Raw genomic sequence first — 22,086 nt, 5'->3', positions numbered from 1 at the left:
TTAGAAACAACATGAGGGAATTGAATTTCCTCCGCGTTTACAACATCCAATGCGAAACGATTCACAGGAAGATGTAGAATTCCTCGTGATTTCGCAACCAAATAGCAGGGGAGACCGAGAGCTGCTTGAATTGATCTACATTGAATTTCATTCTTTCGCATGAAGCTATTCTTATCAGCTGCTTGTATAGTAGGGAGTGTAAAGGGGTGCTTAAAGATGAAGATTACGAAGGTAAAATTATATGTTCACGATGTGCAAAAAATGGAGCAGTTTTATGTTGATCTGTTAGGCTTTGCTTTGCTAGAAAGAACAGCTGACCATTTTACAATAGCCGTGGGTGAAAGTAGGATAACATTTGAAAAAATTTATTCTTATATTCCAAAGCAGTATCATTTTGCATTAAATATTCCTAGCAACTTATTTCAACAGGCAAAGATTTGGGCAAAGGAGCATGTAGGTTTGCTGGATTCAGAGGGGCAGGATGAAGTCTATTTTGAATTTTTAAAAGCTTATTCATGTTATTTTTACGATCCTGAAGGCAATATAGTGGAGTTTATTGCAAGACAAGAAATAAATTCAAAACATGATGCAGCCAATTTTTCTGTTGAGCAAGTGTTACATATTGGGGAAATCAATTTAACGACAGATGACATTCTAGCAATAGCTGAAAAGTTAAAAAAATATGCTATAAAGCCTATAGCAAACAAAGAAATCCGACTAGATGTTCTTAATTTTCTAGGCAACTATGAAGACGGAGCCAATATACTATTAGGGCCGAGTGAACGTCTTTGGTATTTTTCTGATAAGAAAGCGTTAATCAGCCCGATTTGTATTGAACTAAACGAAGCTTTACAATTAAATATGGATGAAAAAGGTCAACTAACCCTTGTCCAACTCTAACATCATAAACTTATTATGGATTAAATATGTGTTATTTTGTATATTTATTCAAAATGAGGAGGGGTATTAGATGTATGTAATCAAAGAAACAAATCCGACGATAGAGTCGTATAAAGCATTGCACCAAACAACGGGCTGGAATGCAAAAGGGCTGTATACGTATGAACAATTATACAAGGCTATTTGCAATAGCTGGTTCAGTACGTCTATTTATGATGACGACAATCTAATTGGATATGGACGTATTATTTCTGATGGTATCTATCAAACCTTTATCTGTGATGTGATGGTGCACCCTGATTATCAGCGAGAAGGAGTTGGCACTATGGTGATGGATACTCTTTTAGAGCAATGTCAGAAAGAAAATATAAAATGGGTTCAATTATTTTGTGCTGAAGGTAAACAACCTTTCTATCAGAAGCTTGGATTTAAGGAACGTGAAATAAATGCTCCTGGTATGATGTTGTTTTATACGTAATGAATAAAGGAGCTAGAATCGTTGAAAGCAAAATGCTTAAAAATTTATGAATTTGGAAATCCGCAAGAGGTGGTAAGGCTAGAGAATAAAACCATTGCACCTCCACAAGGTCAAGAAATTCTTGTTCGCATGCTAGCAAGACCAATCAATCCCTCAGATTTAATACCGATATGGGGGAAATATGCTCATAGAATCACTTTACCAACAGTGCCTGGCTATGAAGGCGTAGGAATTATTGAAGATGTTGGACCGCTTGTTTCACCCAAGCTTATTGGCCAGCGCGTATTACCATTACGGGGAGAGGGAACTTGGCAGGAAGTAGTGAAAACTCAAGCTGATTTTGCAGTGTCTATTCCTGCCACAATGGATGATTTTACTGCAGCGCAAATGTATATTAATCCGATCACAGCTTTTGTAACTTGTTCAGAGGTTCTCCATTTACAATCAAACGATGTTTTATTAGTAAATGCATGTGGCTCAGCCATTGGACATCTCTATGCTCAGCTTGCGAAATTGCTAGGATTTCAACTTATTGCAGTGACACGAAGTAATCAGCATACTGAAGAATTACAGCAACTTGGTGCAACTTTTGTCATCGATACCTCTCGAATGTCACTCTATGAAACCGTTATGGCATTAACAAATGGTAAGGGGGCAGATGCAGCAATTGATTCCATTGGAGGAGAGGCTGGCAATCAACTGGCGTTCTGCATAAAGCCTGGTGGAATTTTTTTAGCCATTGGTCTTTTATCGGGTATTCAGGTAAATTGGACAAACATTGTGAAGGAAGCAAAGGTACAAGCGAGGATGTTCCATTTGCGTCATTGGCAACATCAGACGTCAATAGAAAAATGGCAACAAACGATGCAACATCTTGTAAATCTTGTACATAATGGTTCACTAAAAATGATGAAAGTACATGCCCATTATCCATTACTGGACATTCATAAGGCAATCGATGCTGTTGAGAGGTCTAAAAAAGGAAAAGTATTTTTAACGAACGTTGACTAAGTAACATACTACTATAGTAGGCCAACTATGGATGAGCTGCTACTGGTAGTATGTTTTTTTATAAGGAAGTGGATGTTTTCTTTAATTGTGAAGGAGTAACCGTTCCAAAAGTGAGAGGGCCCGCTCCGAAAGTGAGAATCTACTTAGAAAGCGAGCCCCCGCTCCAAAAAAGTAAGAAAGACGCTCAAAAGAAGCGAAGACCTGCTCCAAAAAGTAAGAAAGGCGCTCAAAAGAAGCGAAGCCCCGCTCCCAAAAGAGAGGGAGCCGCTCAAAAGAAGTGAGGCCCCGCTCCCAAAAGAGAGGTAGCCGCTCAAAAGAAGCGAGCTCCCGCTCCAAAAAGTAAGAAAGCCGCTCAAAAGAAGTGAGGCCCCCCTCCAAAAAGAGAGAGAGCCGCTCAAAAGAAGTGAAGCCCCCGCTCCAAAAAGTAAGAAAGGCGCTCAAAAGAAGTGAAGCCCCGCTCCAAAAAGTAAGAAAGCCGCTCAAAAGAAGTGAATACCCGCGCCAAAAAGTAAGAAAGTCGCTCAAAAGAAGTGAGCCCCCGCTCCAATAAGTAAGAAAGGCTCTCAAAAGAAGTGAAGCCCCGCTCCAAAAAGTAAGAAAGCCGCTCAAAAGAAGTGAATACCCGCTCCAAAAAGTAAGAAAGTCGCTCAAAAGAAGTGAGCCCCCGCTCCAAAAAGTAAGAAAGTCGCTCAAAAGAAGTGAAGACCTGCTCCAAAAAGTAAGAAAGTCGCTCAAAAGAAGTGAAGCCCCGCTCCAAAAAGTAAGAAAGCCGCTCAAAGTAAGCAATCCCCCGCTCCGACCAAAAAAATCACTAGCAATAGTAGTAACATATAATTTTATAAAATTACTAAATTGGTAATTAGAGGTATTAAAAGGTATGATAAGATTAGCTGTTTTTATATAAAGGAGTACAGAATATGGAGAAGATCAACCAATTAAAAAAGTCGATACAACAATTGAGTGAAGCTGATGCGAAGACGATGCTTCTTTTAACTTTAATAAATGAACAGTCAAGGGACAGCATGCTGCAGTTTTTATTACAGCAAGCTGAGGAGCGGGATCTTTCAAAGGTACAAACGGTTCATATTGTATTCGGTCATTCACCTGGGGGGAGCTTGAAAGCAGCCTTTCGTCATACTGACTATGCTAAGACCGAGGAAATCATTGTTATGCCAGGTAATTTTTCTGTTGGTCCTTTGAAAGATGTACATACATGGGGCGGGATTGAAGCTCGTTTTCAATGGTTGGAAGAGCGTTATGTAATGGATGATGACGGATTGATCATTTTTGAGCGAGAGATGAAGGAAGCTGTAGAGAAAATAAAAAATATCCCACCTCATCAAGAAATAATGATTTGGACTTGTCAAAATGCTCATGAACAAATAGGCCTTCGACTGGTTTTGGCGATGCTCGAACAAAAAATAAATGATATCTATGTATTAGACACTTTTCAGTTATTTCATGAGTTGTATACTTTACCACAGTTAGCAGAGGATAATTATCCAAGATCCACTGGAGAGGTCAGCACAGAGAATTTACTTTATTTTTATGAACAATCTCAAGGACGGCCATTAAAAAAAGCATTGCGGGAGTCCTTATGCAAAGAAGGTTTAAATTTGTTAATGGATGATTACCATTGTATACACACCTGGCAATATCATGAACTTTGGGGCAATAACAATGAAGATAGAGAGGATGACTTTATTATTGCCTGTGCTAGACGTTTACAGGAAGAGCAAGAGGAAGTCCACTATCAAGTTGCAGCTAGGTTAATTGGAGAGGTACTGGGTCATATGGAAGAATTGAGAGAGGTTGAATGGATTGAATATCGTCTGCGCCAATTAATTCAGCAAGGGATTTTTTCTTATCAAGGCGAGCTACAAGGAATGCTACATTACAAAGTAAAATTAGCAGAAATGCAATGAACTGTAATCCTTCATGATTTTTATGCTATAATTTTTCTGATATAGACGGTAAGAAGGAGTGAGATCATTGTTAAAAACAGAAGTATTTGAACAATTAAAAACGGCAATGAGAGAGAAAGATACTTTAGCGAAGGGTGTATTATCTCTTTTAAAGTCAGCATTAGATTCTGCTGAAAAAGAAAAGGGAGAGACATTAACACCTGAGGAAGAAATGACCATTATTAATCGTGAGGTCAAACAAACGAATCAGGCTTTAGAAGGTGCACAAACGGCTGGGCGAGCAGACCTGATTGAAAAAGAGGAAGCCAAATTGACACTTTTGAAATCTTTTTTACCAAAGCAATTATCAGAAGAAGAAATTGCAGAGAAATTAGGGGCAGCGGGTGTTGAAAAAGGAATGAACATGGGCGAAGCTATGAAAATTGCTAAACCATTGCTTACAGGTCAAGCTGAAGGTGCCGTTATTTCAAAAGTTGTGAAAAGCATAATTGCCTAATCTTCTACCATTTTGTTAGGAGCTTTTTAAAGTTTTGCAGTATAATTCTATATTTTAAAATCACACAAAGAAATCCGCAATGCCCGATTATGGCATTGCGGATTTGTTCATTTTATAACTTGAATTTTTGAATGATATTGCGGAGTTGTTGAGCCATTTCAGCTAAGTTATTAGAAGAAGCAGTTATTTCTTCGATACTTGCGGATTGTTCCTCAGAGGCAGCTGCTACGTTTTGAATGTTGCCCGAAGCTTGTACAGCTACAACGCCAACTTGTTCAACAGAACTAGCGATACTGTTAACACCTTCATTGATATTGGACATCACGTTATTGACATGGTCCATTTCTCTCGTCAGTGCAGTGACTTGGGCATAGATATCAGCAAATGCCTCTCCAGATGCATTGAAAGTTGTTGAGCTTTCGGCAAGATTACTGCTACTGATAGCCATAGATTTGACGGCTTGTGCAGATTCTTCTTTAATCGTTTCAATACGAGTACGAATACTATTTGTTGCCTCTAATGATTGATCAGCTAACTTACGCACTTCCTCTGCTACAACTGCAAAGCCTTTACCGTGTTCGCCTGCACGCGCTGCCTCAATCGAAGCATTTAAAGCAAGTAAATTGGTTTGATCCGTAATTTGCGTAATCAATGTCACAATATCACCAATTTCATTTGTGTACGTGCTTAATCGTTCTACGACAGTTGCTGATTCTTGGATGGCTTGGGATGTCACGGCCATTTTTTCAGTTGCATCTTGGATCGTTGTATTGCCTTTTTCTGATATAGCAGATGCTTGGAATGCCTTATCTGTAACATCAGTTACACTTGTCACAACCTCTGACATTTTGCTTGAAATGGTTGTAATATGATTTTCCACTTCTTCAATCGAAGAGGTTTGCTTCTCTGAACCCGCTGCCACCTCTTGCATAGAAGAGGTAATTTGCTGAATGGAGGCACTTGTTTGTTCGGAGCTTGCTGTTAATTCTTCCGACATTGCGGCTACTTGTTCAGCGTTTTGAGCGATTTGTTTAATTAATGAACGCAAATCTTCCGTCATATTTTCAATGCCTGATGAAAGCTGGGCAATTTCATTGGAACCTTTTATTTGAAGTGGTTCGACAGCTAAATCACCCTGTGCAACTTGACCAACATAGCGCGTCATTTTTTTGATTGGCTTCGTAATGCCCACACTAATAAAGTAAGCAACGATTATACCAAAAATCACAAAGACAATCGTTAAAATAATACAAATCCAAAGTGTTTCCGTTTGTAGCTTAGAAATGAAGGAAGCATCCATATCTAAACCGAAAATAATATCCGTATCTTTAAATGGGATAAAAATGGACTTATGGATACCGTATTCATCCTTGTAAATATCACTCGTTTGAGTGGTGCCAGTGGCTACGGCTTCATGCATTTCTTTACTAAATACATAATCTTGCTGATGATTGTCGGTATTACTTAGAGCGATGATATGCTCTTTACCATTTGCTTTAGAAAGGACATAGGCGTTTTCGACATCATATTTTTTAACCGTTGCATTCAATTGATCTAAAAGTTTTTTATATTTGTCAGGGCTACCGTTATCCGCTGCTTTTACATCATTTTTCTCAATATCTTCAAAAATCGTATTCGATGTAATCTCTAAAGTAGATTCGAATTGTTTAATAACAAAATTGTCAATAATTCGGTAAGAAACTGCAAATAATACAACACTAAAGAGTAAGGAAATAATCGCTATTGGAATAGTGAAACTAGCAATATATTTATAGAGTAAAGAACTCTTAAATTTAGTGACGATACGCAATGTGTGACGCCTCCAGTACTTTAAGCTTTTGCTGTAAAAAATGAATCATATTAGGGATATGGTCTGTCTCCGTATAAGGTGAAATGGAGAAGAATTTTGCCGCTGCAACCGGAACCTGTTGTGTTGTATCACTTGTGCTAACCGTGCAGACACGCGTTGTGTCACCATAGAATACTTCATCTCGACCTTCTCCGATAATTTCAAAGAATGAAGCGTTCATGCCGTTAATGTGTTCAATTTGGTCTTGTGTATAATGACCAGCCTGTTCAGCTTGCCAATTCATGCCGTCTGGATATAAACGAAACGCTGTGACTGGCCCAATATTGGCTTCATTAACTACCTGTAGCATAGGGGTTTTCTCAGTTAATTGTGCACGGAATGCTAAATTCACACGTACATAATTAGCTAGTAGTTGTTGATAGCCTTCTTTACCAAACGCCTGCAATGCAGCAAAAATAGCGATGGAGCTACCCATACGAGAGCACTCTAATGTATAACCAGTATGATAAGAGCCATAACCACGATTGCCGACATACGGCGTATCAAAATCTTCAATATCTAGTAGCTGTAAACTTTTACCTTCCTTAATTAAGAATAGGCTAGTTAAATAAGGTGTTTGTCCAAGCTTTTGGAAGTCAAAGCACAGGCTATCTGCAATGGCTAGATGTTGCATACGTTCATGGATTTGTACTAAACCTTGTAAAACCTCCACCTCGAATTGGAGTGGATTTTTATTAAAATCATAATCATTGAAGAAGGCATAAAAACCACCTAAAGCCGAATCAGCATGAATATGTACTGGTTGTAAGTTGTATTTCTTCTCAAGCGTTGTTGTGACCTTTTTGATGGCTTGTACATCATCAATACCAAATTGATCAGTTGCACCTGTTGTCGCTACTACATAGACGGGAATGCCGCCATTTTCGATGACTTCTGTCATACGTGCACGTAAGTCTTCCACATCCATCGAGTGATCTTTGCCTGCTTTTACACGCACTAAGTGTTTACTACCAATCCCTACTGCTTCGACCGATTTTAAAAGACTGTAATGGGCATTCTCTGAAGCAAAGCAATATAAATTATTAGGAACACCATCTTCTTTTGCTTGAGGGAATTGTTTTGCAATGGCAAGACGAAGTCCACTGAAAACGGCACCTTGTCCACCCCATGTTGTATAGCCAAAGCTTTTTGTATAATCATAGCCTACTAATTTAGACATCATGGCTACTACTTTAACCTCACACTCAGCGGCAGCAGGACCATAAACATCCCATAAATTATTGCCATTCAATAGCGCATTCGTAAACTGGCCTAACACACCAGGAATACTTGCCATTGGTAAAACATTGGTAACAAAGTTACGTGTATGATAAGGATGTCCTTGCATTAAATGTGTCAATTCTTTTACAACTTGTTCTAGCCCAATACCAGTTGTTGGCACTTGATGTTCTTGCATAAGCTCTTGATAAAAATTAGCAGAACGTTCTTTTATTGGGCCAAGAGTTGTCTTATTTGGATTCTTTAATTCATCTAATGAGGAAACAATTTTCTCTAATAGGGATAAAAAATTCTCTCTTTGTTGGATATTTCCATCTTCGCTCTGGAATAATTGTTGGATATTTTGCATATTCATCATCCTTTTATAGTTCATATTTCCTCTATTTTTACCTAAATAAAAATAGGACATTATACTAAAGGTATAATAGCATATTTTAGCAGAGATGGTGATTATATTTTACTGAAAAAATATTTATAGACATTTCTGAAAAATTAAACATCTAATGACATTATATAACTGTATTGTTTTAATTATGGAGTAGTAGGCTTTATTCGATGTGGGAAGCAAAATTTGAAGAGAATGAGAAAGTTATATAAATTATAATGATAAGACTATATAAAAAGCGGGAAGAACTGCTGCTTTTTATATAGTAAGAATCTGCACAAAAGGAGGTGCAGATTCTTAGCGGCGTGTATCATTCGGAATAGTTGAGAAGCTCATCTACCGTGACGAATGTATAGCCCTCATCTGTAAGGGATTGAAGAATTCCTTCTATTGCCTGTAGTTCATTGTCAGTTTGATCATACATAGGGTGCATTAAAATGATGGAGCCTGGTTGAATAGTTTCTTTTACATAATTTATTTTATCCGCTGCCTTTGTAAAGAAGGTATCAGGCTCTAGGTTCCATGTAATGGTCTCGCGTTGATGTTTATTTAAGTAATAGGGAAAGCCAATCAACTTTTTACCATATGGCGGTCTTACAACGGGTGTTTCTTGATAGCCGGTATTGGCAATAAGGGCATCCGTTTTTTCTATTTCATTTTTAATAAAGGAAGGGCTTTTTAAGACCATACGTTTATGCGAATACGTATGATTACCAAGTTGATGTCCTGCCTCCATTATTTTTTTAGCTTCTTCTGGATGTTGCTCAATGTCCTGTCCAATTAGAAAAAACGTGGCTTTTACTTGGTAGTCGTCTAGTAACGATAAAATAGCGCCAGTATTGTCAGTTGGTCCGTCATCAAATGTCAATGCAACGACCTTTTCCTGAGTATCCACCCGAGAGGTAATAGGACCAAACAATTGATAGTCACGAGCATTCATTAATTTATAGGCTGAAAATGCTAAAGTAAAGATCAAGATAAGTCCGATGCCGATATAAGCTAGTTTCCTTTTCATTCACTGTCTCCTCTCTCACCATAAAGGATATATGGTTTTAATGTATGTTATCTCGAATACAATATCAATGTTGTTACTTTTTGATCGTCATTAGCTGTTTGAACACCAAAAAAATAACCATACTACAGTGGAGGTGAGAACATGTATAAATTATTAACACATAATGATTTAGACGGAGTAGGGTGTGGAATTTTAGCCAAGCTTGCTTTTAACGATAAGGTAAAGATACGCTACAACGCCATTACGGCACTTGATCGCGAAATCGAATTCTTTTTGGAGAACGACCAACAGAAAACATTTTTGTTTATTACAGACCTTTCTCCAAAAGAAGCGAATGAAAAAAGGATTCATGATTATTATCAGGCGACTGGTAATGTGCAATTGCTGGATCATCATAAGACAGCACTCCATTTTAATCAATATGAATGGGGAAAGGTAGTAGTTGAGGATGAGCAAGGCTTTTTAACGTCAGCTACATCTTTATTTTATCAATACCTGGTGACCCATGGACTATTAGAAAAAACAGAAGCCATTTCAGAATTTGTAGAGTTAGTAAGACAATACGATACATGGGAATGGGAAAAGAACGGGAATTTTCAAGCGCAAAGATTAAATGCACTGTTTTTTCTAGTGTCTATTGAAGAGTTTGAAGAGAAAATGCTTGAACGTTTAAAAATAAGTGATCATTTTGACTTTGATGAATTTGAAAAGAAAATTTTAAGCATGGAAGAAGAAAAAACAGAGCGTTACATTCGGCGTAAGAAACGTGAACTTATTCAAACCAATTTGGGCGATTTCTATGCTGGGGTTGTCTATGCAGAATCCTATCTTTCTGAGCTTGGCAATGAATTGGGAAAGGAAAATACGCATCTTGATTATATTGCGATGATCAATATGGGTAGTAAAAAAATATCCTTTCGAACAGTCCATGATCATATCGATGTGTCAGCTATTGCTGCCACATATGGCGGAGGTGGGCATCAAAAGGCTGCTGGCTGCTCATTAACGGTGGAAGCTTACAAGCAGTTTGTGGTGGACACATTCCATATAGAGCCTATTCCAGAGGATGCAAAAAGAAATCGTTATAACGTAAAGGGGTCTACGTTTGGAACTTACTATAAAAATCAGCAAGATGAAATGTATAGGCTCTATTCAAACGATGAGGTTGACTGGATAATTGAAAAAAATAACACGCCACTGCCACAAACCTTTGCAAGCTATAATGAAGCGGAGTGGTATTTAAAACGAAACAATCAAGCATGGCTCGTAAGAGATGATCTCTTTGTGGACCATTTAATGCAGGAAGTCTATAAAGTTCGTCATCTACATAAAGGGATGTAATATTCCTTTTATACATAATGAATCTTCGGCCTAGCTTGTAATCAAGGTTATATAATGCTTTATTGAGCACTACAATGAATCATAACGATTTTTATAAAAATGAGGTGTACTGTTGTCCAATGATATACTTCGAGTTGTGGATTTGGATAAGGAAAATCGGAGAAGTAAGAAATGGCTTATTGTTGTGATCTTTTTATTAATGGTTGCTAGTGGATTGGTACTGTATTTATGGTGGAATCAGGATGTGGATTTTGAAGCCTATAAAACAGTGGTAGGGGAAACAGCTAACAATAGCTTAGGGCGGTTAACATTAAATGAAGTGATAATAGATGACAATCAAATTTTACTGAATGCAACATACGAACCTGTAAAAGAATTTTCGCCAGATCATCAAGTATTTTTCTTTCCACAAATACTCGTCAATGGTCAAGATTATATGGTTCGTAATGGAGGCCAGTCCATTGCAAAGTCTGCCAACGTCTATACGATATACAATAGCATTAAAATGGATGATTTTCCGACAGATGAGCATTTAGAATTAGTTATTCGTTATAAAGATTGGAATGTGGAAACACCAATTGAGAAGCCGTGGGAATTTCAGGTAGATGCTTCTCAAGAGCAATTACAAGAGGATCGTGAAATCTTTTCCATTGATAAAAAAGTGAAGCATGTCGATCAGCAGGAGATAACGATTGACAAAATAGTCTCCACACCCATTTCGACAACCATTTATTTTCATGCTGAACAAAGTGTTGTCAATGAGGCATTACACTTTAAAATCCAATCAAAAGCAGGACAATCATGGACCTTTGCAACACCCTATCCATTAAATAAAGAGGGTACAAGGTGGGGGAGCCGTGTAGATGCACTGTATCTAACAGAAAGAAATTATACATTAATTCCAATCAATAAAGAGGGCAAGAAAGTGGATTCGGCGATAAAAATAAAGAAAGATTAATGGGAAAGTAAATTTTACAAACTCTTAATCTGAAAAAATCTCCTTTCCGTGTAAGATGAAAGAAAAGATATGGAAAGTAGTGGAGAGTTTGCGAACGCTATGGGAGATTTTTTTCGTTGCTTTAAAATTGGGCTGCACCTCGTTCGGGGGGCCAACAGCTCATCTCGGTTATTTTCAACAGGAATATGTACAGAAGCGCAAATGGCTTTCCACACATGATTATGGTCAACTCGTTATGTTAAGTCAATTTTTGCCTGGTCCGGCATCCAGTCAGGTGGGGATGGGGGTTGGTTTACTTAGAGGCGGAGTATTAGGAAGCTTTCTATCATTTCTTGGTTTTACTTTACCCTCTGTGTTGATACTTATCCTTTTTGCCTATTTCTCCATATATACAGAGCTTAAGATGGATTGGATTCATGGTTTGAAGTTAGTAGCAGTGGCGATTGTTGCCCATGCTATTTTTGATATGAGCAAAAAAATACTCTCGACAAAATGGCATTGGTCGATTGCTTTATTGACATTGATAACAGTGTTGACATGGATACATCCATTTGCACAAATCGCAGCAATATTGATAGCTGCGTTTTTAGGTTTTCAACTGCTAAAAAATGGCGACGAGGGTAATACGTCAACATTGGTTCATATACCTATTTCAAAAACCACCGGCATTGTTTTACTAGCGCTTTTTTTCATGTTACTCCTAGGTTTACCTATAATAAGCGCTTTATGGCAACATGAATGGATCGCCATGATGGAGAAGTTTTATCTTGCAGGTGCCTTAGTATTTGGTGGCGGTCACGTTGTCTTACCTTTACTAGAAACACAATTTGTTAAGAGTGGTCAAATAAGTACCTCCGATTTTCTAGCTGGCTACGGTATGACACAGGCAGTTCCGGGACCTTTATTTACATTTGCTGCTTATATTGGTATGGTCATTGCTGGCGTCCCAGGGGCGATTATTGCTACTTTCGCGATATTTCTACCAGCATTTTTGCTAGTGATCGGGGCGCTACCATTTTGGATTAGCCTAAGTCGTATTGCCCGACTTAGAGGTGCGATGGCAGGCGCCAATGCAGCGGTCGTTGGTATACTCGCTGCAGCTTTTATTCATCCCATTGTGACACAAACCATCCTTAGCACGTTAGATATTTTCATAGTCGCTGTCTTTTTATGGTGTTTAATTCGATGGGAAATACAGCCCTACTTATTGGTGCTTTTAGGTATAGTAGTAGGAATCATTTGTTATACATGAATTACCTTATTTCAAGTGCTCGATTTTACCCTTAACTATTTGGGGAAAATCGGGTTTTTTTGTCTTTCTCTTTTTCAACTCTATTCACATTTTGTTCATAAAAAAATCCATTTTATCCTTTTCATATTCCATAAAATGTTGAATACATTAAGTGAATGATATAACATTTTATCAATTGATAGTGAAATCTATCAATCTGATAAATGGGGAAAGAAGGGGTTTATGATGGTAATCACAGGATATGTTCCACGCCCAAAAATGTTTGGTCCACTCGGAAATTTACCTTTAATTGATAAAGAACAACCTACACTCTCACTTTGTAAGTTAGCTGAAACGTATGGACCTATTTACCGTCTAGAGATACCGGGTTATTCAGGTTTAGTGATTTCAGGACACGAATTAGTAGCTGAAGTTTGTGATGTCACGCGTTTTGATAAACAAATTTATAATGAGCTTGAAAATGTCCGTGCTTTCGGTGGTGACGGCTTATTTACTAGTAGAACGACTGAACCGAACTGGCGGAAGGCGCACAATATATTGCTTCCGACTTTTAGTAAGAAAGCGATGAAAGGCTATCATGATATGATGACCGATATTGCTACGCAGCTTATACAAAAATGGGCCAGATTAAATCCTCAAGAAGAGATCGATGTTCCAGATGATATGACACGCCTTACGTTAGACACCATAGGGCTAAGCGGATTTAATTATCGTTTTAATAGCTTTTATAAAGAAACACTTAGTCCTTTTATTATGAGTATGGTTCGTGCATTAAATGAAGCGATGATGAAAAGCTCGCGCTTAAAAATCCAAGAGTTTTTAATGATTGGAAAAAGACGGCAGTTTCAAGAAGATATTCAAACAATGTTTTCATTAGTAGATGCCATTATTAAAGAACGTAAAGCAAGTGGAAAGCAAGATGAGGTCGATTTACTTGCCCGCATGCTGCATCAACGAGATCCTGAAACAGGGGAGACGCTGGATGATGAAAATATTCGTTATCAGATCATTACCTTCCTCATAGCTGGTCACGAAACGACAAGTGGCCTACTATCCTTTGCGCTTTATTTTTTGTTGAAGCATCCAGACGTATTAAAAAGGGCCTATGAAGAAGTGGATCAGGTCATTACGGGTGATGTGCCGAAATATGAGGAAGTATTAAAGTTAACTTATATTCGTATGATTTTAAATGAGTCATTGCGTTTATGGCCAACTGCTCCAGGGTTTACACTCTATGCTAAAGAAGACACAGTAATTGGCGGACAGTATCCAATCAGAAAAGGGGAAAATGTAGACATTCTTTTACCGCAGCTCCATCGAGATAAAGATGCTTGGGGAGAAGATGCAAATTTATTTCGACCTGAACGTTTTGAAGATTCGAGCAAAGTACCGTTACATGCCTTTAAACCATTTGGTAATGGTCAGCGTGCATGCATTGGAATGCAATTTGCTTTACACGAAGCCACATTAGTCTTAGGCATGATCCTTCAACATTTCGACCTAATCGATTTTACTAATTATCAATTAAAAATACAGCAAACATTAACGATAAAACCAGATGATTTTAAAATACAAGTGAAACCACGTCACCGCCAAATAAAGCTATCTAGTGGCCAACAGCAAAATTACGATCATACTGTTTCTTACAAAGAAAAGAAGTCGAATTATTTAGGGACCAATCCAGAAATAAAATCTAAGTATCCATTATTAGTGTTGTATGGCTCCGATTTAGGAACAGCAAAGGGTGCTGCACAACAATTAGCAGATGAAGCTAGTTTGTATGGTATTCAAGGAGAAGTAGCTGCCCTTGATGATTATTGTGGTAATTTACCGAAAGAAGGAGCGGTATTAATTATTAGTTCTTCTTATAATGGGCAGCCTCCAAGAAATGCACGTAAGTTTCTCGCATGGTTAGATCTACTTGATTCAACGGCTCTTCAAGGCATTAACTTTGCAGTTTTTGGTTATGGGGATCGAAATTGGAATACGACGTATCAAAAAATTCCAAGACTCCTTGATGAACAGCTCTCTTTAAAAGGAGCCACAAGAATTTCCAAACGTGGTGAGGCTGATGCAAGTGGAGATTTTGAGAAGACGTGGGAAGATTGGCGGGCTCAATTATGGTTGGATCTAAAAATGATTTACTCCTTAACAATTCATGAAAATGTGCTTCCAAAACAAGAGAATATTTCAATTCAAATAATTCGCGATGAAGTGACAACTTCTTTAGCTTTCATGCACGGTGCTGCATTGGCAACTGTAGTAAAAAATGAAGAACTGCAAAGTATGGAAAGTAAACGTAGTACACGCCATATCGAGATAGCTTTACCTAAAGGTATAACATATCAAGAGGGTGATCATTTGGGCGTATTACCGAGGAATAATAGAGCCAAAGTGCAGCGTGTGCTACGGCGTTTTGGACTCAATGACAATGATCAAGTGATCATCACTGCTATAAGTGAACACACTCATCTTCCATTAGGTCACCCAGTAAGTTTGTATGAGGTACTTTCGCACAGCGTTGACATTCAGAACCCTGCAACCCGACTGCAAATCCGCCAACTGGCAGCATTTACAGAATGTCCTCCACATAAACGTGAACTAGAGGCTTTATTAGAGGAAGAAGTGTATAAGAATGAGATATTAAAGAAACGAATTTCCATGCTAGATTTACTTGAAAAGTATCAAGCTTGTGCTTTCCCATTCGAAAGATTTTTAGCATTACTTCCAGCCTTAAAACCTAGATATTATTCTATATCCAGTTCACCCCAAGTGAATTCTGAACAGCTGAGTATCACTGTTGGTGTTTTACATGAACCTGCCTGGAGTGGGCAAGGAGAGTATCGTGGGGTGGCCTCAAATTATTTAGCTCAAAGTCATACTGGCGATGAAATCGTCATGTTTATCCGTGCCAATGATTCTGGTTTTCACCTTCCCGAAGATCCTATTACCCCGTTAATAATGGTGGGACCAGGGACTGGAATCGCTCCGTTTAGAGGATTTTTACAAGCCCGCTTGGCACTGAAACAACAAGGAGTAGTATTGGGTGAGGCACATCTATATTCTGGTTGTAGAGATAATACTGATTTTATCTATCGCAAGGAGCTTGAACAATATGAAAAAGAAGGGGTTGTAACGCTCCATACTGCTTTTTCACGTAAAGAAGGGACACCCAAAACGTATGTCCAGCATTTAATGACCCAACATTCCGCTACTATTATTCAAATGATGGAAGGTGAAGGACAAATTTTCCTTTGTGGAGATGGTAGTAAAATGGCGCCAGATGTTGAAAGAGCGTTACTGTTTGCCTACAGTAGAGTAAAAGGGGTAAGGGAAGAAGATGCAAAGGTATGGATCAATCAACTTCAACAAAAAGGAAGATATGTGAAGGATGTATGGGTCCAAAATGAACAATAAAATAGTTTAATACATCAATAGCTACTCTTTTAATAGGCGAATTCTAAGAAAGAGTAGCTTATTTCTATCTCTAATGAAAATTTATGGAAAGTTGAAATCGTACCCTCTGTAGACTACAATTGTAGCAAATGATAGTAAAAACTATCTAGTTCATTTTAGGATTAGAAAGAAGTGATAGTTGATGAAGAATTCTAGATCAGCAACCAAAGAAGCAAGACTTAACGCTATTTTAGATGCAGCGACAGAACTCCTTGTGGAAAATCCAACTGCCTCTTTAAATGATATTGCTAGTTATGCTGGTGTAGGTATTGCCACTCTACACCGTTATATTGACAATAGAGAGCAATTAATGCTTCAACTCAGTTTTAGGGCTGTCCAGGTTGTAGGCGAAACAATGAGTGAAATAGCTGCGGAAGAAACGGATGAAGCATATATTCCTGAACTTGTTGAGGCTTTGATTCCTTTAGGAGATAAAATCTATTTTTTGGCGCATGAATGCTCTTTAAATTATAATGCAGAATTATTGGCGGCTGAGGATCAGTTGAAAGAGCCTGTTCGACGCACAATAAAATCATTGCAGTCTAAAGGCTATTTGCGACAGGATATGGATGGTGAATGGATGCTAAATGTACTTTATTCTTTACTGTTTACAACGTGGCAGCAAGTTCAAGAAGGAACTATTGCAAAAAAATCGGCAGCAACGCTCATTATAGAGACGCTATTCAATGGGATAAAAGCATAAGATATATTTCGATAATATCTTTATAAAAAACACTTGTTAACTAGTAGGCTAGAGAAATTTCTTTGGCATACTAGTTTGTTGTTTGTAAAAAAACAAGTGGGAAAAAAATGTGTAAGCTCACTTGAATGGTTTCATAGCGTTCCTTCTATTGATTCGTTATAATGTAGAAATGGAAAAGACTTAACGCGAAAGAAGGGATTGCTATGGCACGAGGTGTTTACATTCATATTCCTTTCTGTCATCAAATTTGTAATTATTGTGATTTCAATAAATTTTATTTTAAAAATCAACCAGTGGATGAATATATAGAAGCGCTTGGAAAAGAAATGGCTCTGGCAACAGAAAAATATCCTGAAAATTTCCGTAACATCGAGACAATTTTTCTTGGTGGCGGGACACCGACTGCTTTATCACCTGAGCAATTGGACAAGCTACTAACGTATATACAAACGTATATTCCAATGAATAGTGTGACAGAATTTACATCAGAGGCAAATCCAGATGAATTGTCCGCGGCCAAATTGCAGGTGCTGTTTGAGGGTGGCGTCAATCGTTTAAGCATGGGTGTTCAATCCTTTGACCAAGGGCTGCTCCAGAAGATTGGACGCACTCATAGTAATGAACATGTCTATGAAACAATCGCTTTGGCTAGAAAAATTGGCTTCCAAAATATTAGCATTGATTTAATGTATGGTTTGCCTGGACAAACAATGGCTCAATGGAAGGATTCATTAGACAAAGCTTTTGCTCTTGATTTGCCACATTTCTCTGCTTATTCTCTTATTGTAGAGCCCAAAACGATTTTTTATAATCAATACGCAAAAGGGAAACTGTATTTACCGACAGAAGATCTAGAAGCAGATATGTATGAGGTGCTGATGCAACAAATGGCCATACATGGGCTTCAACAATACGAAATTAGCAATTTTGCAAAGCCTGGATTTCATTCAGAGCATAACAAGATTTATTGGGATAATGATGAGTATGCTGGGTTTGGCGCAGGGGCCCATGGGTATCTAGCAGGTATACGCTATTCCAATCATGGTCCATTAAAAAAGTATATGGAAGCTGTTTTTGCGAGTGAGTTACCTATTGTCCATGCACATGAAGTATCACAAGCGGAGAAGAGAGAAGAACAAATGTTTTTAGGGCTACGAAAAACAGAGGGTGTTATGCACACTATATATGAAGAGAAATTTAAAGCACCAATGTCTGCCCATTATGATGCTGTAATAAAAGAATTAGTGTCAACAGGTCTTTTAGAACAAGATGAGGTGGGTGTGCGCTTGACTAGAAAAGGACGTTTTGTGGGCAATGAAGTATTTCAACAATTTTTGCTAGAAGATTGAGCGATATCGTTGACATAAAATGTGGGATTTGATAACTTAATAATAGTATTAGCACTCCTCTTAGTCGAGTGCTAACAGAGGTGATAATCATGCTAACAAATCGGCAGTTACAGATATTGCAAGTCATTGTAGACGACTTTATTGTGTCTGCGCAGCCGGTAGGTTCTCGCCAAATCTCCAAAAAACAAGGGATTACATTTAGTCCAGCCACTATTCGAAACGAAATGGCGGATTTAGAGGAATTAGGCTTTTTAGAAAAAACGCATACCTCCTCTGGTCGAGTGCCTTCGGAAAAGGGTTACAGATTTTATGTAGATCATTTGTTGAGTCCTCAAGGTATTAATTCCAAGGACATCCAACAAATTCAATCAATTTTTAATGATCGACTAGTAGAAGTAGAGCATATTATCCGAAAGTCAGCCAACATTCTATCAGAGCTGACATCGTATACTTCCATACTTTTAGGACCTGATGTCCAAAGGCATCGTGTTAAACGATTTTCGATTGTACCTCTTTCTAGCGACACAGCAGTAGCAATTATCGTGACGAATAATGGGCATGTAGAAAATCGCATGTTTAATTTACCGCCTGATTTTACCGCTTCTGATTTAGAGAAAATGGTGAATATCTTAAATGACCGCCTCATGGGTGTGTCATTAGAAGATCTCCATAAAAGCCTTGAAGCTGAAGTGCTAGCCGTGTTACAGCAACAAGTTCGATCAGCGGATGATTTTATTCGCGCACTTGTATCAGCAACAATGCATAATTCGGAAAGTAAAATTTTCTATGGTGGGAAAACGAATATGTTCAACCAACCAGAATTCCATGACTTAAATAAAGTCCGCATGATTTTGGACTTAATGGAGACGACTAGCCAAGTGCAGTCACTTTTCCATCCGAACGAATCAGGTATTCATATTCGGATAGGCTCAGAAAACAAACAACTAGAAATGGAAAATTGCAGTGTCATTACCACTACCTATTCCATTGGTGATGATCAACAGGGAGCCATTGCTATTATCGGCCCAACACGCATGGACTATAAGCGTGTCGTGGCTTTATTAGACGTAATGCGCTTGGATTTAACACAGGCGTTTACGAAGAATCGTAGTGAATGATAATGAGGAGGATTCAAGTGACGGAAACAACGGAAAACAAAGGTTTAGTACAAGAAGATGTACAAGCTGAAACGACAACAGAGGCAGTAGAGCAAACAGACGTTCAGGAAGAAGTAGAATTATCAATTGAAGAACAGTATGAGGCTAACCTGGCTGAACTACAAGCAAAGCTGGCTGACGAGGAAAATCGTCACCTACGCTTACGTGCTGACTTCGATAATATGCGTCGTCGTAATCAGTTAGATCGCGAGGCTGCTGAAAAGTATCGCGCGCAAAGCTTACTAACTGATCTATTACCAGTCCTTGATAATTTTGAACGTGCGCTCCAAGTTGAGACAACTTCTGAAGAGACAGCATCGATCATTAAAGGAATTGAAATGGTATATCGCTCTTTAATTGAAGCGACAGAAAAAGAAGGTTTGCAAGTGATTAAAGCTGAAGGTGAGCAATTTGATCCAACGATTCACCAAGCTGTCATGCAAGAACAGGATAGTGAAAAAGAGACGGGTATTGTCTTACGCGAGCTACAAAAAGGGTATATCCTAAAGGATCGTGTATTACGCCCAACAATGGTATCTGTGAACGAATAGTCTTTGCGCTATTTAGTCAATTAAAATTAGTTAGAAAACGCATCCCTTGCGTTGACATAATAGGAGGAAATTTTAATGAGCAAAATTATTGGTATTGACTTAGGAACAACAAACTCTTGCGTTTCTGTACTTGAAGGTGGAGAACCAAAAGTAATCCCAAATCCAGAAGGAAACCGTACGACACCATCTGTTGTTGCATTTAAAAATGGAGAACGCCAAGTTGGTGAAGTAGCGAAACGTCAATCAGTAACAAATCCTAACACAATCATTTCTATTAAATCAAAAATGGGTACAGCTGAAAAAGTAACAGTAGAAGATAAAGACTACACACCACAAGAAGTATCTGCTATGATTCTTCAATACTTAAAAGGCTATGCAGAAGACTACTTAGGGGAAAAAGTGACAAAAGCAGTTATTACAGTTCCTGCTTACTTTAATGATGCACAACGTCAAGCGACAAAAGATGCTGGTAAAATCGCAGGTCTAGAAGTAGAGCGTATCATCAACGAACCAACAGCTGCTGCACTTGCTTATGGTTTAGATAAACAAGATCAAGATCAAAAAGTATTAGTATTTGACCTTGGTGGCGGTACGTTTGACGTGTCCATCCTTGAGTTAGGTGACGGTGTCTTTGAAGTATTAGCTACAGCTGGTGATAACAAACTAGGTGGGGATGATTTCGATGACGCAATTATCGAGTATCTAGTAGCTGAATTCAAAAAAGAAAACGGCATTGACTTATCAAAAGATAAAATGGCGATGCAACGTTTAAAAGATGCAGCTGAAAAAGCGAAAAAGGATTTATCTGGTGTAACATCAACACAAATCTCTTTACCATTCATTACAGCTGGCGAAGCAGGTCCATTACACTTAGAAATTTCTTTAACTCGTGCGAAATTTGACGAAATTACTTTACCATTAGTAAATCGTACAGTAGGTCCAGTACGTCAAGCATTATCTGATGCGGGTCTTTCTACTTCTGAAATTGACCAAGTTATTTTAGTTGGTGGTTCTACACGTATTCCAGCAGTACAAGAAGCAGTACGTAAAGAAACAAGTAAAGAGCCTCACCGTGGTGTAAACCCTGACGAAGTTGTTGCAATGGGTGCTGCAGTACAAGGTGGCGTATTAACAGGTGATGTAAAAGACGTTGTATTACTTGACGTAACACCGCTTTCACTTGGTATTGAAACAATGGGTGGCGTGTTCACGAAATTAATTGACCGTAATACGACAATCCCTACTTCAAAATCACAAGTATTCTCTACAGCAGCTGATAACCAACCAGCAGTAGATATTCATGTTCTACAAGGTGAGCGTTCAATGGCAGCTGACAATAAAACATTAGGTCGCTTCCAATTAGCAGATATTCCACCAGCACCACGTGGTGTACCTCAAATCGAAGTAACATTCGATATTGATAAAAACGGTATCGTATCTGTAAAAGCAAAAGATCTTGGTACAAACAAAGAGCAAACAATTGTGATTCAATCTGATTCTGGTTTATCAGAGGCAGAAATTGAACGCATGGTAAAAGACGCAGAATCTAATGCTGAAGCAGACGCTAAACGTAAAGAAGAAGCAGATCTTCGTAACGAAGCTGACCAATTAGTATTCCAAGTGGACAAAACAATTGCTGACCTAGGTGAGCAAATTACAGAAGACGAGAAAAAATCTGTTGAAGATGCTCGTGATGAATTGAAAAAAGCGCTTGAAGCTGGTGAGCTAGAAGGCATTAAAGCAGCTAAAGAAAAATTAGAAGGCGTATTACAGCCACTAGTGATGAAAGTTTACGAACAAGCGGCAGCAGCTGCTCAAGCAGCTCAAGGTGGCGATGCAGGTGCAGACACTGGCGCTGGTAAAAAAGATGACGGTGTTGTAGACGCTGAATTCGAAGAAGTAAAAGACGATAAATAAGAAGTAACACAGTTAAGTGAAAAAGCCAAAGACCGCTTGCGGCTTTGGCTTTTGTCATGATGTGACGTCACTTCACGTAAATGGCACCATTTATGGGGTAGTTG

General features: G+C 38.4%; 18 protein-coding genes. 14 read left to right on the top strand and 4 right to left on the bottom strand.

Features of this window, described 5'->3' with window-relative positions; all coding sequences use genetic code 11:
* Window positions 1-216 precede the first annotated feature (216 nt).
* The 3 genes from MHB40_RS16910 (at window position 217) to MHB40_RS16900 (ending at window position 2,389) form a co-directional block, all read left to right on the top strand.
* A complete protein-coding gene (locus MHB40_RS16910) occupies window positions 217-900 on the top strand; it encodes a VOC family protein (protein WP_342533009.1) in 684 nt (227 codons plus the stop codon).
* Between the two features lie 70 nt (window positions 901-970).
* The gene (locus MHB40_RS16905) at window positions 971-1,378 is read left to right on the top strand and encodes a GNAT family N-acetyltransferase (protein WP_342533007.1); all 408 of its coding nucleotides are present in this window, start codon (window positions 971-973) and stop codon (window positions 1,376-1,378) included.
* A gap of 21 nt (window positions 1,379-1,399) precedes the next feature.
* Window positions 1,400-2,389 (top strand): zinc-dependent alcohol dehydrogenase family protein, encoded by a 990-nt coding sequence (locus MHB40_RS16900; RefSeq protein WP_342533006.1) that lies wholly within the window; start codon window positions 1,400-1,402, stop codon window positions 2,387-2,389.
* 394 nt (window positions 2,390-2,783) lie between these two features.
* Here MHB40_RS16900 and MHB40_RS16895 read toward each other — a convergent pair whose 3' ends face one another.
* A complete protein-coding gene (locus MHB40_RS16895) occupies window positions 2,784-3,146 on the bottom strand; it encodes a hypothetical protein (RefSeq protein WP_342533004.1) in 363 nt (120 codons plus the stop codon).
* 160 nt (window positions 3,147-3,306) lie between these two features.
* Here MHB40_RS16895 and MHB40_RS16890 point away from each other — a divergent pair, with 160 nt between their 5' ends.
* Entirely contained in the window at window positions 3,307-4,314 is a 1,008-nt protein-coding gene (locus MHB40_RS16890) for a DUF1835 domain-containing protein (RefSeq protein ID WP_342533002.1), read from the top strand.
* A gap of 67 nt (window positions 4,315-4,381) precedes the next feature.
* On the top strand, window positions 4,382-4,810 hold the full coding sequence (locus MHB40_RS16885; protein ID WP_342533000.1) for a GatB/YqeY domain-containing protein: 429 nt from the start codon (window positions 4,382-4,384) through the stop codon (window positions 4,808-4,810).
* A 112-nt stretch (window positions 4,811-4,922) separates the two neighbouring features.
* On the opposite strand, the gene MHB40_RS16880 is transcribed toward MHB40_RS16885, so the two are convergent.
* The 3 genes from MHB40_RS16880 to MHB40_RS16870 form a co-directional block, all read right to left on the bottom strand.
* On the bottom strand, window positions 4,923-6,620 hold the full coding sequence (locus MHB40_RS16880; RefSeq protein ID WP_342441027.1) for a methyl-accepting chemotaxis protein: 1,698 nt from the start codon (window positions 6,618-6,620) through the stop codon (window positions 4,923-4,925).
* Window positions 6,604-8,247, bottom strand: coding sequence for a pyridoxal-dependent decarboxylase (locus tag MHB40_RS16875; RefSeq protein ID WP_342441026.1), 1,644 nt, complete (start codon window positions 8,245-8,247; stop codon window positions 6,604-6,606). Before MHB40_RS16875 ends, MHB40_RS16880 begins: the two co-directional genes overlap by 17 nt.
* Window positions 8,248-8,593: 346 nt before the next feature.
* On the bottom strand, window positions 8,594-9,298 hold the full coding sequence (locus tag MHB40_RS16870; protein ID WP_342532999.1) for a polysaccharide deacetylase family protein: 705 nt from the start codon (window positions 9,296-9,298) through the stop codon (window positions 8,594-8,596).
* Window positions 9,299-9,439: 141 nt separating this feature from the next.
* On the opposite strand from MHB40_RS16870, the gene MHB40_RS16865 reads away from it, so the two are divergent.
* The 9 genes from MHB40_RS16865 (at window position 9,440) to dnaK (ending at window position 21,982) form a co-directional block, all read left to right on the top strand.
* Window positions 9,440-10,639 carry an oligoribonuclease gene (locus MHB40_RS16865; RefSeq protein ID WP_342532998.1) on the top strand — a complete coding sequence of 400 codons (1,200 nt, stop codon included), beginning with the start codon at window positions 9,440-9,442 and terminating at the stop codon, window positions 10,637-10,639.
* A 112-nt stretch (window positions 10,640-10,751) separates the two neighbouring features.
* Complete coding sequence (locus MHB40_RS16860; RefSeq protein ID WP_342532997.1) at window positions 10,752-11,597, top strand: DUF4179 domain-containing protein; 846 nt, start codon at window positions 10,752-10,754, stop codon at window positions 11,595-11,597.
* A gap of 55 nt (window positions 11,598-11,652) precedes the next feature.
* Window positions 11,653-12,849, top strand: a complete 1,197-nt coding sequence (gene chrA / locus MHB40_RS16855) for a chromate efflux transporter (RefSeq protein WP_342532996.1) — start codon at window positions 11,653-11,655, stop codon at window positions 12,847-12,849.
* Between the two features lie 225 nt (window positions 12,850-13,074).
* Window positions 13,075-16,266 (top strand): bifunctional cytochrome P450/NADPH--P450 reductase, encoded by a 3,192-nt coding sequence (locus tag MHB40_RS16850; protein ID WP_342534792.1) that lies wholly within the window; start codon window positions 13,075-13,077, stop codon window positions 16,264-16,266.
* Between the two features lie 181 nt (window positions 16,267-16,447).
* A complete protein-coding gene (locus MHB40_RS16845) occupies window positions 16,448-17,008 on the top strand; it encodes a TetR/AcrR family transcriptional regulator (protein ID WP_205444491.1) in 561 nt (186 codons plus the stop codon).
* Window positions 17,009-17,211: 203 nt separating this feature from the next.
* Window positions 17,212-18,357, top strand: coding sequence for a radical SAM family heme chaperone HemW (gene hemW / locus MHB40_RS16840; protein ID WP_342441021.1), 1,146 nt, complete (start codon window positions 17,212-17,214; stop codon window positions 18,355-18,357).
* Between the two features lie 89 nt (window positions 18,358-18,446).
* Window positions 18,447-19,475, top strand: a complete 1,029-nt coding sequence (hrcA, locus tag MHB40_RS16835; RefSeq protein WP_205444489.1) for a heat-inducible transcriptional repressor HrcA — start codon at window positions 18,447-18,449, stop codon at window positions 19,473-19,475.
* A gap of 17 nt (window positions 19,476-19,492) precedes the next feature.
* On the top strand, window positions 19,493-20,065 hold the full coding sequence (grpE, locus tag MHB40_RS16830; protein ID WP_342441020.1) for a nucleotide exchange factor GrpE: 573 nt from the start codon (window positions 19,493-19,495) through the stop codon (window positions 20,063-20,065).
* Window positions 20,066-20,140: 75 nt separating this feature from the next.
* Window positions 20,141-21,982 carry a molecular chaperone DnaK gene (gene dnaK, locus MHB40_RS16825; RefSeq protein WP_342441019.1) on the top strand — a complete coding sequence of 614 codons (1,842 nt, stop codon included), beginning with the start codon at window positions 20,141-20,143 and terminating at the stop codon, window positions 21,980-21,982.
* The last annotated feature ends 104 nt before the right edge of the window (window positions 21,983-22,086 follow it).

The sequence above is a fragment of the Lysinibacillus sp. FSL K6-0057 genome (assembly GCF_038630885.1).
Taxonomy (GTDB): Bacteria; Bacillota; Bacilli; order Bacillales_A; family Planococcaceae; genus Lysinibacillus; species Lysinibacillus fusiformis_F.
The sequence above is the reverse complement of the archived record's forward strand: the minus strand, read 5'-3'. Positions and strand labels throughout refer to the sequence as shown.